The organism is Streptomyces capitiformicae (assembly GCF_002214185.1).
In the GTDB taxonomy this organism is placed as follows: domain Bacteria; phylum Actinomycetota; class Actinomycetes; order Streptomycetales; family Streptomycetaceae; genus Streptomyces; species Streptomyces capitiformicae.
This window is the reverse complement of record NZ_CP022161.1, coordinates 5221782-5237874: the sequence shown is the minus strand read 5'-3', so window position 1 is coordinate 5237874 and position 16093 is coordinate 5221782. Positions and strand designations below refer to the sequence as shown.

At 69.6% G+C, this 16093-nt stretch carries 13 protein-coding genes; 8 read left to right on the top strand and 5 right to left on the bottom strand.

The window, feature by feature from the left end; all coding sequences use genetic code 11:
- Positions 1–24: 24 nt before the first annotated feature.
- From CES90_RS23320 to CES90_RS23305, 4 genes are all read right to left on the bottom strand, one after another.
- The gene (locus tag CES90_RS23320; protein ID WP_229913901.1) at positions 25–801 is read right to left on the bottom strand and encodes a nucleotidyltransferase domain-containing protein; all 777 of its coding nucleotides are present in this window, start codon (positions 799–801) and stop codon (positions 25–27) included.
- 39 nt (positions 802–840) lie between these two features.
- The gene (locus CES90_RS23315; protein ID WP_189783655.1) at positions 841–1947 is read right to left on the bottom strand and encodes an amidohydrolase family protein; all 1107 of its coding nucleotides are present in this window, start codon (positions 1945–1947) and stop codon (positions 841–843) included.
- 58 nt (positions 1948–2005) lie between these two features.
- Positions 2006–2356, bottom strand: a complete 351-nt coding sequence (locus CES90_RS23310; protein WP_189783654.1) for a hypothetical protein — start codon at positions 2354–2356, stop codon at positions 2006–2008.
- A gap of 82 nt (positions 2357–2438) precedes the next feature.
- Complete coding sequence (locus CES90_RS23305) at positions 2439–3395, bottom strand: heme o synthase (RefSeq protein ID WP_189783653.1); 957 nt, start codon at positions 3393–3395, stop codon at positions 2439–2441.
- 376 nt (positions 3396–3771) lie between these two features.
- Between CES90_RS23305 and tkt the strand changes: the two genes are divergently transcribed.
- The 5 genes from tkt to pgl are packed head-to-tail and all read left to right on the top strand — an operon-like array spanning position 3772 to position 10477.
- The gene (gene tkt, locus CES90_RS23300) at positions 3772–5859 is read left to right on the top strand and encodes a transketolase (RefSeq protein WP_189783652.1); all 2088 of its coding nucleotides are present in this window, start codon (positions 3772–3774) and stop codon (positions 5857–5859) included.
- A gap of 35 nt (positions 5860–5894) precedes the next feature.
- Positions 5895–7013, top strand: a complete 1119-nt coding sequence (gene tal, locus CES90_RS23295; protein ID WP_189783651.1) for a transaldolase — start codon at positions 5895–5897, stop codon at positions 7011–7013.
- Between the two features lie 4 nt (positions 7014–7017).
- Complete coding sequence (zwf, locus tag CES90_RS23290) at positions 7018–8541, top strand: glucose-6-phosphate dehydrogenase (RefSeq protein ID WP_189783650.1); 1524 nt, start codon at positions 7018–7020, stop codon at positions 8539–8541.
- The gene (gene opcA, locus CES90_RS23285) at positions 8538–9698 is read left to right on the top strand and encodes a glucose-6-phosphate dehydrogenase assembly protein OpcA (protein WP_189783649.1); all 1161 of its coding nucleotides are present in this window, start codon (positions 8538–8540) and stop codon (positions 9696–9698) included. The genes zwf and opcA overlap by 4 nt, the downstream gene beginning before the upstream one ends.
- Entirely contained in the window at positions 9695–10477 is a 783-nt protein-coding gene (pgl, locus tag CES90_RS23280; protein WP_189783648.1) for a 6-phosphogluconolactonase, read from the top strand. The genes opcA and pgl overlap by 4 nt, the downstream gene beginning before the upstream one ends.
- A gap of 192 nt (positions 10478–10669) precedes the next feature.
- On the opposite strand, the gene CES90_RS23275 is transcribed toward pgl, so the two are convergent.
- Complete coding sequence (locus CES90_RS23275; RefSeq protein WP_189783647.1) at positions 10670–12031, bottom strand: MFS transporter; 1362 nt, start codon at positions 12029–12031, stop codon at positions 10670–10672.
- A 541-nt stretch (positions 12032–12572) separates the two neighbouring features.
- Here CES90_RS23275 and CES90_RS23270 point away from each other — a divergent pair.
- From CES90_RS23270 to CES90_RS23260, 3 genes are read left to right on the top strand one after another with little or no spacing between them, the layout of a single operon-like run.
- Positions 12573–13427 carry a class I fructose-bisphosphate aldolase family protein gene (locus tag CES90_RS23270; protein ID WP_189783646.1) on the top strand — a complete coding sequence of 285 codons (855 nt, stop codon included), beginning with the start codon at positions 12573–12575 and terminating at the stop codon, positions 13425–13427.
- Positions 13424–14620, top strand: a complete 1197-nt coding sequence (locus CES90_RS23265; RefSeq protein ID WP_189783645.1) for a 3-dehydroquinate synthase II family protein — start codon at positions 13424–13426, stop codon at positions 14618–14620. The genes CES90_RS23270 and CES90_RS23265 overlap by 4 nt, the downstream gene beginning before the upstream one ends.
- A 6-nt stretch (positions 14621–14626) precedes the next feature.
- Positions 14627–16033, top strand: coding sequence for a class I adenylate-forming enzyme family protein (locus CES90_RS23260; protein WP_208921444.1), 1407 nt, complete (start codon positions 14627–14629; stop codon positions 16031–16033).
- Positions 16034–16093: the final 60 nt, after the last annotated feature.

The following is a 16093-nucleotide window of genomic DNA, read 5'->3' as shown; positions in this document are numbered from 1 at the left end:
GCCCCGGTCAGCCGTACGCCCCGGTCAGCCGTACGCCCGTACCAGGGCGTCGATCGCCGGTCCGAGGTACTCCCTGGTCAGCGCGCTCCTGCGGGCGGTCCACTCCTCGCTCGGCACCGGGCCGGCCGGGGTCCCGTACCGTCGCCGCTCGATGTCCTCGACCACCTCGACAGGCGCGCCCAGCGTGGGCAGCAGGTCCAGGGCCTCCCGTTTGGTGATCAGCCGTCCTTCGGAGAGGGTGACCAGGGCACGGGCGTGGGTGAGCAGCCCGAGGTCGACCCAGAGGTCGTTCGTCCAGTTGCCGACCTTGCCGAGTTCGAGCCGCCACTCCCACTGGTCCTGGACGACGGACTCGGCGAGATCGCGGTCGGACACGGGCGGCAGCAAGTCCTTGGGCGAGTCGCCGTGCAGGACCAGGCCGAAGGTGTGCAGCTCGCGCCGGGTGACGAGACCGACCGGCCGCTTGAAGAGCCGCTCACGGGCTCGGGTGAGGTGTCGCCGCTCGACGTCGGCCGCGGTTTCGGGCGTCAGATAGCTGCAGTGCAGCTTGTGGGCGAGCGGCTCGGCGCCCAGTCGGGCGTGCAGCCGTGCCACCCGCCAGACCGTCCCGGGTGTGATCGGCCCGTCCAGGACCGCGATCAGGTCCAGGTCGCTGCGGCCCTCCTGGTAGTCGCCACCGCCGAGCGAGCCGTGCGCCCATACGGCGACGGGCGCCAGGTCGCGTAACGCGGCGAGGAAACGGCCGAGGAGCCGGCCGGTCGCGTCTTCGTGTGTCATCTCGTGTGTCATCTCGTGTGTCATGCGGAGATTCTGGGCAGCGGCTCCAGCCCGTACACCCGCCTATTCCAGCCCGTACACCCGCCGCGCGTTCCCCTCCGCGATCAGTCCCGCCACGCGCTGTGCGTCCCCCAGGGACCATGCGCCCTCCGCCACCCAGGTCCCCAGCACCCGTGCCAGCGCCTCGCGGAAGAGCCGGGCCCCCACCACGTGCAGCTCGGGCAGGCCGTGGGCGCCGGTGGAGAAGAGGAGCTTGCCGAAGGGGGCGAGTTCCAGGACCTCGGCGAGTACGGCGACGGCCCGGGCGCCGGTGCGGACCAGCTCGGCGCCCAGGTCGGCGTAGACGTGCGGGAAGACCTCGGCGAGATGGGCCGCGTGGCGGTGGTACGGGTAGCCGTGCAGCAGGACCAGGTCGGTGCCGAGGCCCGCCGTGGCGCGGGCGAAGTCGGTGAGCAGGGCGGGGTCGGTGCGGTCGATGCGCAGACCGGGTTCGCCGAGGCCCGCGTGGAGCTGGAGGGGGCGGCCGGAGGCGACGGCGATCCACAGCAGATGCCGTAGGAGGACCGGGTCGGTGAGGCTCCCGCCGACGGGCCGGTGGGTGAGCCAGCGTCCGGCGGCGCCCCGCACCTCCCCCGGGCCCGGCGGTTCGGGCGCGAGCGCCAGCCCGTGCCGTACGCCCGCGACCGACGCGAAGGCGACGGTGTGCGCGGCGGCGGCATGCACCGACTCGGCGAGATTGGCGAGGAAGGACTCGACGGTGCCGGAGGTGTCGGCGACCTGTTCGGCGAGGAGTTCGAGGCGGACGATCTCGTGGGCGTCGGCCTCCCCCGTGGAAGCCATCTCAGCCGGACCGGTGAGATCGCCGGGCAGCCCGGTGTCGACGAGGTAGGTGGTGATGCCGCTGCCCCGCAGCAGTCTGCGGCCCGCCTCCAGTACGCCCAGTTCGCGGCGCCGGGCCAGATAGTGGGCCGGCGCGCAGTGGGGTTCAAGGCCGAGCAGGGGCGGACACCAGCGGCGTACGGCGAAGCCGGTCTGGGTGTCGAAGAAGGTGGTACCGGCGGCCGGCGGCCCCTCGCTGCGGGCGAGGTGGGCCTCGAAGGTGCCGAGGCCCAGCTCCGTTCTCAGTACGCCGTGGCAGTACTGGTCCACGAGGGACAGCGTTTCGATCATCCGGACTCCCCGTGGCTGGACCCGTGTGCTCCCACAGGTCCTAACGGGTGAGTCGGTCTCAGGTGTTGCTGTTGCCGGGTCCGCCGACCTGGATTCCGGCCATCCTCGTCCACTCGTACGGGCCGGTCTTCACCTTGGCCGCGAACTCGCCGTCGAAGTCGTCGTGGACCGTGACGCCGGCCTTCTTCACGGCCTGCTCGGCGACGGCGTAGGTGGGGGCCACAAGGTCGCCCCAGCCGCCGTCCTCGCCGACCAGCACGATGCGGGCTCCGCGCTGGCCGATGTAGGCGACCTGGGCCTCGGCTCCGCCGTGGGCCTTGGCGAACGTGCCGATCTGCTTCGCGAGTTTGGCCGCCTTGCGCTCGGCCTTGGCGTCCTTGGCCTCGTCAACCTGCTTGGTGTCTGCCATGGTCAGGATGCTACCGATGGGTAGAGCGGGGGGCGACGGCAGGGCTACGTGGCCTTGACCACGAAACCCGCGGCAGAAGAGCTCACCTCAGGAACGGGTCCACGGCCACCGCCACGAACAGCAGAGACACGTATGTGATCGACCAGTGGAACAGGCGCATTTCCTTCAGCTTCGCGCCTGTTGCGCCGCTCTTCGCCCGGTTCTGGAGGGCGTGGGCCTCCCACAGCCACCAGCCGCCCGTCACCAGGGCGACCGTCGTGTAGAACCAGCCCGTGTAGCCGAGGGGGGTCAGCATCAGGGAGACCGCGACCATGACCCAGCTGTAGAGGACGATCTGGCGGGCCACGACCCTGTTGGAGGCGATGACCGGGAGCATCGGGACGCCGACTCGGGCGTAGTCGTCCTTCACCTTCATCGACAACGGCCAGTAGTGCGGCGGCGTCCAGAAGAAGATGACCAGGAAGAGGATGACGGCGGCCCAGGACATCGAGTTCGTCACGGCGGACCAGCCGATGAGGACCGGCATGCAGCCGGCGATGCCGCCCCAGACGATGTTCTGTGATGTACGCCGCTTCAGGAGCATCGTGTAGACGACGACGTAGAAGAGGAGCGCTCCGAGCGAGAGCCAGGCGGACAGCCAGTTGACCAGGACGCCGAACCAGACGGTGGACACGACGGCGAGGGTGAGGCCGAAGACGAGGCCCTCACGTGGGCTGACCATTCCGGTGACCAGCGGACGCTGCGAGGTGCGCGCCATGAGCGCGTCGATGTCGCGGTCGATGTACATGTTGAGGGCGTTGGCGCCGCCCGCCGAGAGGTAGCCGCCGATGCAGGTGGCGAGCACCAGCCAGAGGTCGGGGACGCCCTGTTCGGCCAGGAACATCACCGGCACGGTGGTGATCAGCAGAAGCTCGATGATCCGCGGCTTCGTCAGCGCCACGAACGCCTTGACGCGGGCCCCGAACGGCCGCTGACCCCGGCTGCTGATCGTGTTGCTCGCGCCCAGCACTCCCGGTGGACGGGATTCGACGGCCGTCACGCACACCCCTGACAGAGACTCCCAGCAAGCCCTCCGGTTGTGAACTCCCCGTAACGGCTCGCGCGTACCACGCCACTGTAGACGTTGCCCAGAGTCAGCCTTCCAAGGGGGTCGGGTCGTGTTTGGGAGGGCCCGCGCGAAGACCCGAACACACTTCGGTTGAGCAGTCGGATGAGCGGCTCCGTATTCAGATGTCGAACAGCGGAACCCCCTGGTCTCACCATGCGGAACCACTGGTCGGGAGGCGGACGGGACATAGCCCCGGCAGTCTGGAATGACTCGAAAAAATGCGCGTTGTTACGGGGGTAGGCTCGACTGCGGCCGGCGCCCTGAGAACGCCGGCACCAGAACATGTGGAGAGGAGCCCTGACCCAGGGTGAGCACCAAGCCGACCACTACAGACCTCGCGTGGACCGAACTGGACCAGCGGGCCGTCGACACCGCCCGCGTCCTCGCCGCCGACGCCGTACAGAAGGTCGGAAACGGCCATCCGGGTACGGCGATGAGCCTCGCGCCCGCCGCGTACACCCTCTTCCAGAAGGTGATGCGCCACGACCCCGCCGACCCGGACTGGACCGGCCGTGACCGCTTCGTGCTGTCCGCGGGCCACTCGTCCCTGACTCTCTACATCCAGTTGTACCTGGGGGGCTTCGGCCTGGAGCTGGAGGACCTTCAGTCCTTCCGCACCTGGGGTTCGAAGACCCCGGGTCACCCCGAGTACGGGCACACCAAGGGCGTCGAGACGACGACCGGGCCGCTCGGCCAGGGTGTCGCCAATGCCGTGGGCATGGCGATGGCCGCCCGCTACGAGCGTGGTCTGTTCGACCCGGAGACCGCGCAGGGCGAGTCCCCGTTCGACCACCATGTCTTCGTGATCGCCGGTGACGGCTGCCTCCAGGAGGGCATCTCCGCCGAGGCCTCGTCCCTCGCGGGCCACCAGAAGCTCGGCAACCTGGTCCTGCTGTGGGACGACAACCACATCTCGATCGAGGGCGACACCGAGACGGCCGTCTCCGAGGACGTCACCAAGCGGTACGAGGCGTACGGCTGGCATGTGCAGCGTGTCGAGCCCAAGGAGAACGGCGACCTCGACCCGGCCGCGCTGTACGCGGCGATCGAGGCCGCGAAGGCCGTCACCGACAAGCCGTCGTTCATCGCGATGCGCTCGATCATCGCCTGGCCCGCCCCGAACGCCCAGAACACCGAGGCCGCGCACGGCTCGGCGCTCGGCGCGGACGAGGTAGCGGCCACCAAGGAGGTCCTCGGCTTCGACCCGGAGAAGAGCTTCGACGTCGCCGCCGAGGTCATCCAGCACACGCGTGCTCTCGGCGAGCGTGGCCGTGAGGCCCGGTCCGCCTGGGAGAAGCAGCTCCAGGAGTGGCGCAACAACAACGCCGAGCGGGCCGCCGAGTTCGACCGGATCGCCGCCGGTGAGCTGCCCGCCGGCTGGGAGTCGCACCTTCCCGTGTTCGAGGCGGGCAAGGGTGTCGCCACGCGTGCCGCGTCCGGCAAGGTCCTGCAGGCGCTCGGCGCGGTGATCCCCGAGCTGTGGGGCGGCTCCGCCGACCTCGCCGGTTCGAACAACACCACGATCGACAAGACGTCGTCGTTCCTGCCCGCGGACAACCCGCTGCCGGAGGCGAATCCGTACGGCCGCACGATCCACTTCGGTATCCGTGAGCACTCCATGGCCGCGGAGATGAACGGCATCGCGCTGCACGGCAACACCCGTATCTACGGCGGCACGTTCCTCGTCTTCTCCGACTACATGCGCAACGCGGTGCGACTGTCGGCGCTGATGCACCTGCCGGTGACGTACGTGTGGACGCACGACTCCATCGGTCTCGGCGAGGACGGCCCGACGCACCAGCCGATCGAGCACCTCGCCTCGCTGCGCGCGATCCCGGGTCTGAACGTGGTCCGCCCGGCCGACGCCAACGAGACGGCGATCGCCTGGCGCGAGATCCTCAAGCGCTGGACCAAGGAGTTCGGCAAGGGCGCTCCGCACGGCCTCGCGCTGACGCGTCAGGGTGTGCCGACGTACGAGGCCAACGAGGGTGCCGCCAAGGGCGGTTACGTGCTGTTCGAGGCCGAGGGCGGCGATGCTCAGGTCATTCTGATCGCCACCGGTTCCGAGGTGCATGTGGCCGTGGAGGCGCGGGAGCAGCTTCAGGCGCAGGGTGTGCCCACTCGGGTCGTGTCCATGCCGTCCGTGGAGTGGTTCGAGGAGCAGGACCAGGGGTACCGGGACAGCGTTCTGCCGCCGTCCGTCAAGGCGCGAGTCGCGGTCGAGGCGGGCATCGGGCTCACGTGGCACAAGTATGTCGGTGACGCCGGTCGCATCGTTTCGCTGGAGCACTTCGGCGCTTCGGCCGACGGCAAGGTCCTCTTCCGGGAGTACGGCTTCACTGCCGAGAACGTGGCCGCGGTCGCCCAGGAATCCCTCGCGGCCGCCCAGCGCTGACGCTCTATACACGACACGTAGGAGATGCAATTTCCATGACAGACGCACTCAAGCGCCTCTCCGAGGAGGGCGTCGCGATCTGGCTGGACGACCTGTCGCGCAAGCGCATCACGTCCGGCAACCTCGCCGAGCTGATCGACCAGCAGCACGTCGTGGGCGTCACCACCAACCCGTCGATCTTCCAGAAGGCGATCAGCAGCGGTGACGGTTACGAGCAGCAGCTCGCGGACCTCGCCGCCCGCAAGGTCACCGTCGAAGAGGCCATCCGCATGATCACGACGGCGGACGTCCGTGACGCCGCCGACATCCTGCGCCCGGTGTTCGACGCGACCGGCGGCCAGGACGGCCGGGTCTCCATCGAGGTCGACCCGCGCCTGGCCCACAACACGGCGGCGACCGTCGCCGAGGCCAAGCAGCTGGCCTGGCTGGTGGACCGCCCGAACACCCTGATCAAGATCCCCGCGACGAAGGCGGGCCTGCCCGCGATCACCGAGGTCATCGGCCTCGGTATCAGCGTCAACGTGACGCTGATCTTCTCGCTGGAGCGCTACCGCGCGGTCATGGGCGCCTACCTGGCCGGTCTGGAGAAGGCGAAGGAGCGGGGTCTCGACCTGTCGAAGATCCACTCCGTGGCGTCCTTCTTCGTGTCCCGCGTGGACACCGAGATCGACAAGCGCCTCGACGCCCTCGGCACCGACGAGGCGAAGGCCGCGCGCGGCAAGGCCGGTGTCGCCAACGCCCGCCTCGCCTACCAGGCGTACGAGGAGGTCTTCGCGGGCGGGCGCTGGAGCGCGCTGGAGAACGCGGGCGCCAACAAGCAGCGTCCGCTGTGGGCCTCGACCGGCGTGAAGGACCCGGCGTACAAGAGCACGCTGTACGTCGACGAGCTGGTCGCGCCGAACACGGTGAACACCATGCCGGAGGCCACGCTGGAGGCCACGGCGGAGAGCGGCGAGATCCGCGGCGACGCGGTGGCCGGGACGTACGAGCAGTCCCGCGCCGAGCTCGACGCGGTCGAGAAGCTCGGGATCTCGTACGACGAGGTCGTGCAGCTGCTGGAGGACGAGGGCGTCGAGAAGTTCGAGGCGTCCTGGAACGACCTGCTCAAGTCGACCGAGGCGGAGCTTGAGCGCCTCGCACCCTCGGAGGGCTAAAACCTTGTCGAGCAGCAATCCGCTGCGTGACGCCGCGGACCGACGGCTCCCGCGTATCGCGGGGCCGTCGGGCCTGGTCATCTTCGGCGTCACAGGCGATCTGTCACGTAAAAAGCTGATGCCTGCCGTGTACGACCTCGCCAACCGCGGACTGCTGCCGCCGGGCTTCTCGCTCGTCGGCTTCGCCCGCCGTGAGTGGGAGCACGAGGACTTCGCGCAGGAGGTCCACGACGCGGTCAAGGAGCACGCCCGCACCCCCTTCCGCGAGGAGGTCTGGCAGCAGCTCATCCAGGGCATGCGTTTCGTGCAGGGCACCTTCGACGACGACGCCTCGTTCGAGCGGCTGCGCGACACCATCCAGGAGCTGGACAAGGCGCAGGGCACAGGCGGCAACTTCGCCTTCTACCTCTCCGTGCCGCCGTCCGCGTTCCCGGTCGTCATCCAGCAGCTGAAGAAGCACGGTCTGGCCGACCAGTCGAGCGGCTCCTGGCGGCGCGCGGTCATCGAGAAGCCGTTCGGCCACAACCTGGAGTCCGCGGAGGACCTCAACAAGGTGGTCCACGAGGTCTTCGCCCCGGACCAGGTCTTCCGCATCGACCACTACCTGGGCAAGGAGACCGTCCAGAACATCCTGGCGCTCCGCTTCGCCAACACGATGTTCGAGCCGATCTGGAGCCGGTCCTTCGTCGACCATGTGCAGATCACGATGGCCGAGGACATCGGTATCGGCGGTCGCGCGGGTTACTACGACGGCATCGGCGCGGCCCGTGACGTCATCCAGAACCACCTGCTCCAGCTGATGGCCCTGACCGCGATGGAGGAGCCCGCCTCCTTCGACGCGGACGCGCTCGCCGCCGAGAAGACCAAGGTCCTCGGCGCGGTGAAGCTGCCGAAGGATCTCGGCCGGGACACCGTGTTCGCACAGTACGCGGCCGGCTGGCAGGGCGGCGCGAAGGTCATCGGCTACCTCGAAGAGGACGGCATCGACCGCAAGTCGAAGACCGACACCTACGCGGCGATCAAGGTCGAGGTCGACAACCGCCGCTGGGCGGGCGTCCCCTTCTATCTGCGGACGGGCAAGCGCCTCGGGCGCCGGGTGACGGAGATCGCGGTGGTCTTCCAGCGCGCCCCGCACTCCCCGTTCGACTCGACCGCCACCGAGGAGCTGGGCCAGAACGCGATCGTCATCCGCGTCCAGCCGGACGAGGGCGTGACAGTCCGCTTCGGTTCGAAGGTCCCCGGCACGTCGATGGAGATCCGGGACGTGTCCATGGACTTCGCCTACGGCGAGTCCTTCACGGAGTCCTCGCCCGAGGCGTACGAGCGACTGATCCTCGACGTGCTGCTCGGCGACTCGAACCTCTTCCCGCGCACCGAGGAGGTCGAGCTGTCCTGGAAGATCCTCGACCCGATCGAGGAGTACTGGGACAAGCACGGCAGGCCCGCGCAGTACCAGGCGGGCACCTGGGGTCCCGTCGAGGCGGACGAGATGCTCGAACGAGACGGACGGAGCTGGCGCCGGCCATGAAGATAGACCTCACGGACACCACGGCCAGCAAGATCAACAAGGCGCTCGTCAAGGGCCGCCGGGCGATCGGTACCCCGGCCGTCGGCATGGTGCTGACGCTGGTCATCGTGACGGACGAGGAGAACGCGTACGACGCGCTCAAGGCCGCGAACGACGCCTCCCGCGAGCACCCCTCGCGCACACTCGTGGTCATCAAGCGCGTCTCCCGCTCGCCCCGCGACCGTACGAAGTCCCGCCTCGACGCCGAGGTGCAGGTGGGCGCGGACGCGGGCACCGGCGAGACGATCATCCTCCGGCTCTACGGCGAGGTCGCCGACCACGCCCAGTCGGTGGTCCTGCCGCTGCTGCTGCCGGACGCGCCGGTCGTGGTGTGGTGGCCGGTCAACGCGCCCCTCGACCCGGCCCGCGACCCGCTGGGCGCGCTCGCCCAGCGCCGGGTCACCGACAGCTACGCCGCCGAGAAGCCCATCGACGAGCTGCGGACCCGCGCCGACAACTACGAGCCCGGCGACACGGATCTCGCCTGGACCCGGATCACCCCCTGGCGCTCCATGCTGGCCGCCGCGCTCGACCAGGTGGACTGCGAGGTCATCTCCGCGGAGGTGCAGGGCGAGCAGTACAACCCGAGCGTCGAGCTGCTCGCCATGTGGCTGGCGGACCGGCTCCATGTCCACGTACGGCGCGGGGTGTCGGCCGGGCCCGGCCTCACCGAGGTACGGATGCTGACCAGCACCGGGCCCATCCGGCTGTACCGGCCCGCCGGGGGGCTCGCCCTCCTCACGCTGGAGGACCAGCCGGACCGGGCGGTGGCGCTCAAGCGCCGCGAGACGTCCGAGCTGATGGCGGAGGAGCTGCGCCGGCTGGATCCGGACGACACGTACGCTTCCGCGCTGCGGTTCGGGGTGGATCGGCTGGGGGGCGGGTCGTCGGCGGGGGTGCCGGCGGCTGCGACTGCGGCGGCTGAGACCTCCACGGCTCCGGCTCCGACGTCGGCGCTTGCCTTGGCTCCGGCGGGTTCGGCCTTGACCGCGGGTTCGGGTTCGGGTTCGGCCTTGACCGCGGGTTCGGGTTCGGGTTCGGCGGGTGACGGTGGCGATGTGGATCGGCCGACTCCGGCGCAGATGCCGGCGGTGAAGAAGGCGGACACGCAGCAGTGAGTACCCCGCAGTTGGTCGTGCACCACGACAAGGAGCTGATGGCGCAGGCCGCGGCGGCCCGGCTGATCACCAAGGTCGTGGACGCGCAGGCCTCGCGCGGCTACGCCTCGGTGGTCCTCACCGGCGGCCGCAACGGCAACGGCCTGCTCGCCGCGCTGGCCGCCGCGCCCGCCCGGGACGCCATCGACTGGGGTCGGCTGGACCTGTGGTGGGGCGACGAGCGGTTCCTGCCCGAGGGTGACCCCGAGCGCAATGTCACCCAGGCCCGGGAGGCGTTGCTCGACTCGGTGCCGGTGGATCCGAAGCGGGTGCATGCGATGCCGGCCTCGGACGGGCCGTGGGGTGCTGATGTCGACGCGGCGGCCGCGGCGTACGCGGAGGAGTTGGCGCGGGCCGCGGGGCCGGAGAACCACGGGTCGGTGCCGACGTTCGATGTGCTGATGCTGGGGGTCGGGCCGGACACCCATGTGGCCTCGCTCTTCCCCGAGTTGCCCGCGGTGCGGGAGGTCGAGCGGACGGTCGTGGGTGTGCATGGTGCGCCCAAGCCGCCGCCGACTCGGGTGACGTTGACGTTGCCGGCGATTCGGGCGGCTCGTGAGGTGTGGTTGCTCGCGGCCGGGTCGGACAAGGCGGGGGCTGCGGCCATCGCGTTGTCCGGTGCGGGGGAGATCCAGGCGCCGGCCGCCGGGGCGTACGGCCGGTCGCGAACCCTGTGGCTCCTGGACGCGGCGGCGGCTTCACAGCTACCCCGCTCCCTGTATCCCCCGGCCTCGGCCTGACCTGGGTTGTTTCTCGCCCCCGCCGCCCCTACCCGTCCCATCCCTGGGGGCTGCCGCCCCCAGACCCCCTGGGCGCGTTTGTCCGTGACCGTTGTGTTGGGTTGCGACAAGCCCCCACCCACCCGCACTTGGGGTCGAAGGGGCAGCGCCCCTGGGGATGGGACGGGTAGGGGCGGCGGGGGCGAGAAGCCCTTAGTCGGCGAACTCGCCCTCGCGGGTTTCCGGCAGAGCCATCAGGCACAGCAGGCTCACCAAACACAAACCACCCGTGTAGAAACCGAGCACCAGCGGCGAAGACCACTGGCTGTTGAGCCACGTGGCGACAAGCGGCGCGAAACCGCCACCCAGCGTGTTGGCGAGAATGAACGCCGCCGAAGCCCCGGTGTAGCGAAGCCGCGCCGGAAACAGCTCGGCGAGAAACGCCGCCGCCGGCGAGAACATCAGGGCCAGCAGCATGAGCCCGACCGTATAGGCCCCGGTGATGACGAGGCCGTTCCCGGTACCGAGGGACGCGTACATGGGCACGGCCCACACCACACTTCCCACGGCCCCCGCAAGCATCACCGGTCGCCGCCCGACCCGATCGGCGAGCCGCGCGGCCGGCAGCGTGACGGCGATCCCGGCCGCCGCCCCGACACTCGCCGCGGTGAGCATCGTGTTCTGCGGGATCCCGAGCGCCTTCGGCCCGTACGAGAGGCTGTAGACGATCGTCAGGTAGTACACGGCCGACCCACCGATCGCCGCACCGGTACCGAGCAGCAGCCGCCCGGGATGCCGCGCGATGAGTGTTCCGAGCGGAAAGCGGGACGCCGGGGCCGGCGCCCGCGTCTCGCGGCGGGCCTCCGCGCTGAACACCGGCGACTCCGACACGGTCGTACGCACCCACAGCCCGACCACCACGAGCACCGTGCTGAGCAGGAACGGAAGCCGCCACGCCCACTCGGTGAACCCGTCCCGCCCGGCGAAGTTGAGGGTCGGCAGGATGACCGCGCTGGACAGCAGGAAGCCGAGCGAAGGACCGACGTTGGGGATGGCGGCGTACAACGCCCGGCGTCCGGGTGGGGCGTGCTCGGCGGCGAGGAGTACCGCCCCGCCCCACTCGCCGCCCATGCTGACGCCCTGCAGCAGACGGAGCGTCACAAGCATTACGGGGGCGAGGAGTCCGGCGGTCTCGTAGGTCGGCAGCAGGCCGACGCCGACCGTGGCCACACCCATCAGCAGCAGGGAGGCGACGAGGGCGTTCCGGCGGCCCAGCCGGTCGCCGATCGTCCCGAAGAGCGCGACGCCGACGGGGCGGGAGACGAAGGCCGCGGCGAAGGTGAGGAACGCGGCGAGGGAGGAGACCGTGGCGTTGCCGGAGGGGAAGAAGGCGGGGCCGAGGACGAGCGCGGAGGCCGTGCCGTACACGGCGAAGTCGTAGTACTCGATGGTCGTGCCGATCAGACTCGCCACGGCGACCTTCGACGCCTTGGTCTGCTCCGCCGGCGGTGAGGTCAAGGCGGCCGATCTGGGGCCGACGGCCTCACTGACGGTCTTGGACGGGGATTCGGGCATGGGGGGGCTCACTTCCGGTACGCCCGGACAGGAATGGTCCGGGACCAGAGGGGGACGGCCACGCATGTAACACGAACCGGAGTGTCCCTGTCACCTTGGGCGGGGAAATTCGATTTACACGAGAAAGTGTCGCGTCCAACGAATCGGACGGACGGTGCGTGCGCGCACGGAAGGATTAAGCCACTCTTTCGCGCCTGTCTTGTGCAGTCCAACCTAAATAAAGCGTGTGATGCGGCTATGAGTGAGCACAGATCCGGCATATCTCTCGAAATATACCTAGAGCGCACCACATCCACCTCCTCGGCACTTGCCGCATAACAACCCACGAATACCACCTGGGCGATGCCGTCAACCCTGGACTTCCTATCGAAGTGCTGTCAATAATAATACAAACCTCCACATAAAAATTTACCTCCGATCACGACTTGCCAACTGGCGATCACCCACGAAATGCTGACGTTCGGCAGAACTTGAAAGTTCTATGACCATCGTTTTTCGGACATGGAAAATGCGGTCTCCAGCCCGGGAAGGCTTTTTGCCCATGATGAAGACTGGCAAGCCATTGCGTTTAAGAAGACTTTCCCTGACCGGCGATGACCGGCACTTGCTCATACCACTCGACCACAGTGTTTCCGATGGCCCGGTGACTGCTCCGGGACAATGGGAAGAGCTGTTGAGAGCGCTGGTGGCGGGCGGGGCCGACGGGATCATCGTCCACAAAGGGCGGGCCCGCGCCCTCGGACCCGAACTCCTCAAGGGCTGCGCACTGGTCGTGCATCTGAGCGCCAGTACGGCCTGTTCCCTCGATGTCGACGCCAAGGTGCTGGTCGGCGATGTCGAGGAGGCGGTGGCGCTCGGCGCGGACGCGGTCAGCGTCCATGTGAACATCGGCTCGGACACCGAGGGGCGGCAGCTCGCCGACCTGGGGGCGGTGGCCCGGTCCTGTGACCGCTGGGGCATGCCGCTGATCGCGATGGTCTACCCGCGCGGGCCCCGCATCGAGAACCCGCACGACCCCGCCCTGCTCGCGCACATCGTGAACGTCGCGGCCGACCTGGGCGCCGACATGGTGAAGACCTCCGTGGCCCTGCCGCTCGACCGGATGGCCGAGGTGGTGGCCCACAGCCCCATCCCCGTCCTTGCCGCGGGCGGGCCTCCGGACGGCTCCGACCTCATCGAGTACGGCACCGCCGTGATGGCCTCCGGCTGCCGGGGCCTGGCCGTCGGCCGCCGGGTCTTCTCGTCCCCCTCCCCCGCCGCCCTGGTGTCCCGGCTCGCCGCGGTCGTCCATGGCGGTGACAGGGGCGCTGACGGCATCAGCATGACCTCCCATGCCCCCAGCACCCCGAATACCCCCAATACCCATTACTCGACGATCGTGGCAGGTGTCGCATGAGGTTCGCGTGGATCGATCTCCGTGAAGTCCCCCGTCCGCAGCTCCAGGCGGTGGTGGACGCGGCCGTCCACGCCCGGATGACCGGAGTGGTCTCCGCCGACGCCGAGTTGCTCGGGACGCTGCCGCCGACCGTGACCCGGGTGCTGGTTCCGGGCGGGCCGACCACGGCCTCCGCGAAGAAGGGAGACAAGGAGACGAAGGACGCCGGGAGCTCCAAGGAGGCGAAGGACTCCGCAGGCTCCAAGGAGGCCAAGTCCGACAGCGGAATCGACGTCCTGCTGCGGAAGTTCACCACCCAGGACGAGCTGGACGCCCTCGCCGCGGAGAACCGCGCCGCGAGCGGCACACCGGCTGCCGGCTTCGTCGACGTACGCGACGACCGGACGCTCCAGCTGTCCTGCGCGGGCGCGATGGCGTTGCCGTACACGGTCATCCACTTCGCGGACCCGACCAAGATCCCGCTGGAGATCGTGCTCGCGGCGGCCGAGTCGGCCGAGGGCAAGCTGGTGACCGTCGTCAGTGACCTGGAAGAGGCGTCCATCGTCTTCGACGTCCTCGAACGCGGCTCCGACGGCATCCTGTTCACGCCCCGGAGCGCCGACGACGTCTTCGCTCTGGCCCGGCTGCTGGAGGCGACAACGCCCCAGCTGGAGCTGTCGACCCTGACCGTGGAGAGCATCCGGCATGTCGGGCTCGGCGACAGGGTCTGTGTGGACACCTGCTCGCACTTCGAGGAGGACGAGGGCATCCTCGTCGGCTCGTACTCCTCCGGGTTCGTGCTCTGCTGCAGCGAGACCCACCCGCTGCCGTACATGCCGACCCGGCCGTTCCGGGTCAACGCCGGCGCCCTGCACTCGTACACGCTGGGCCCCGACAACCGGACCAACTACCTCAGCGAGGTCGGCTCCGGCAGCGCGCTGCTGGCGGTCGGCGCCGACGGCCGCACCCGGCGCGTGGTGGTCGGGCGGGCCAAGCTGGAGTCGCGGCCGCTCCTCGAGATCCGCACCCATGCCGAGGACGGGCGGCTGGTCAGCCTGACCGTGCAGGACGACTGGCACGTACGGGTGCTCGGCCCGGGCGGCAAGGTCCTCAACGTCACCGAACTGCAGACCGGCGACGAGCTGCTCGGCTATCTGGCCCAGGACAAGCGCCATGTGGGCCTGCCCATCGGCGAGTTCTGCAAGGAGGTCTGAGACCTCATGGTTCAGCTCGTGGATGACGACGGGATGGGCTCCCTCGTCCAGCGGCTGTTCGACGCCCGGGACGACGGGCTTCCCTATCTCACGCACCAGCAGGAGACCGTCACCCGGGGCGAGTTGCGGGAACGGGTGGCCAAGCAGGCTGCCGTGTTCGCCGGGTACGGCATCGGGGCCGGCAGCACGGTGGGCCTGCGGACCCCGCCCAGCTTCACCCAGGTCGAGGTGCTGCTCGCGCTGTGGCAGCTGGGCGCGCAGGTGCTGCTGTTCGACTTCCGGCTGAAACCGGCCGAGGTGGAGGCGCTCTCCGCCGTCTGCCGGCCGCAGTTCATGGTCGGGGCCGGTACGAACGTCCGGGCGGCGTTCGGTTTCCGGCCCGAGTACGAGGTCACCACCGAGGTGCGCAGGGGCGGGCGCCCCGCCGCCACCGCGCACCGGCTGGTCCAGTTCAGCTCGGGGTCCACCGGGCGGCCGAAGGTGATCGGCAGGACGGCCCGGTCGCTGGCCGAGGAGGTGGAGCGGTTCGCCGCGATCCCCGGTATGCCGGGCGAGGGCGACCGACTGCTGCTGCTCAGCTCGACCGCCCACAGCTTCGGCCTGATCGCCGGGCTGCTGCACTCACTCGTGGCCGGTGTCTCCGTGGTCTTCGCGCCGCGGGTCACAGCCCGGGACATCCTGCGGACCGCGGTGGAACACCGGATCACCACCCTGTTCGGGGTGCCGATGCACTACGAGCTGCTCGCCGCCGCGATCGATCCCCCCGCGCTGCCCGATCTGCGGGTCGCCGTGTCGGGCGGTGAGCTTATGCCCCCCGAGGTCGCCGCGCGCTTCGCCGAGACGTACGGCGTGCCGGTCGGCGAGTCCTACGGCACCACCGAGACCGGTGTGGTCGCCATGGACGCGAGCGGCACACTGCCCCGGCCGGCCATCGGTCCTGCCGCGCCCGGTGTCGTCGTACGGGAGCGCACGGGCGAGTTGGACGTGGCGCTGGCCGAGTCGCCGTACCTCTACGACTCGGGCGGCGGCCAGTACGCGGACGGCTGGCTGCACACCAGGGACCGGGCCACCGTGGACGTCGACGGCACCGTCACCGTGCGGGGCCGGGCCGACTCCCTCGTCGTGATCGGCGGCCTCAAGGTCGACCTCACCGAGGTCGAGCATGTGCTGCGTGAGCATCCGGCGGTCGAGCAGGCGGTACTCGTCCACGAGGGCGTGACCGAGGCGTATGTGGCCCTGACCGGCGGGGTCGAACCGGCCCCTTCCGCCGAGGAGTTGCTGCGCTGGTGCCGGGAGCGGTTGGCCGATTACAAGCTGCCTCGGGTGGTTCGGCTGTTGGAGGCCTTGCCTCGTACGTCGAACGGGAAGCTCGTGCGCGAGGCGACGACGCTGCGTACCTGTTCCACCGGGTGAACCGCGCCCTTGCAGAGCGCTCGACTCGGCCCTCACTGAAAACAGTTACTGGAGACTTGA

Coding starts and splice junctions, on each gene's coding strand:
- CES90_RS23320 (WP_229913901.1), bottom strand. CDS start 801: ATGACACACGAGATGACACACGAGATGACACACGAAGACGCGACCGGC.
- CES90_RS23315 (WP_189783655.1), bottom strand. CDS start 1,947: ATGATCGAAACGCTGTCCCTCGTGGACCAGTACTGCCACGGCGTACTG.
- CES90_RS23310 (WP_189783654.1), bottom strand. CDS start 2,356: ATGGCAGACACCAAGCAGGTTGACGAGGCCAAGGACGCCAAGGCCGAG.
- tal (WP_189783651.1), top strand. CDS start 5,895: ATGACAGACGCACTCAAGCGCCTCTCCGAGGAGGGCGTCGCGATCTGG.
- opcA (WP_189783649.1), top strand. CDS start 8,538: ATGAAGATAGACCTCACGGACACCACGGCCAGCAAGATCAACAAGGCG.
- CES90_RS23275 (WP_189783647.1), bottom strand. CDS start 12,031: ATGCCCGAATCCCCGTCCAAGACCGTCAGTGAGGCCGTCGGCCCCAGA.
- CES90_RS23270 (WP_189783646.1), top strand. CDS start 12,573: ATGATGAAGACTGGCAAGCCATTGCGTTTAAGAAGACTTTCCCTGACC.
- CES90_RS23265 (WP_189783645.1), top strand. CDS start 13,424: ATGAGGTTCGCGTGGATCGATCTCCGTGAAGTCCCCCGTCCGCAGCTC.
- CES90_RS23260 (WP_208921444.1), top strand. CDS start 14,627: ATGGTTCAGCTCGTGGATGACGACGGGATGGGCTCCCTCGTCCAGCGG.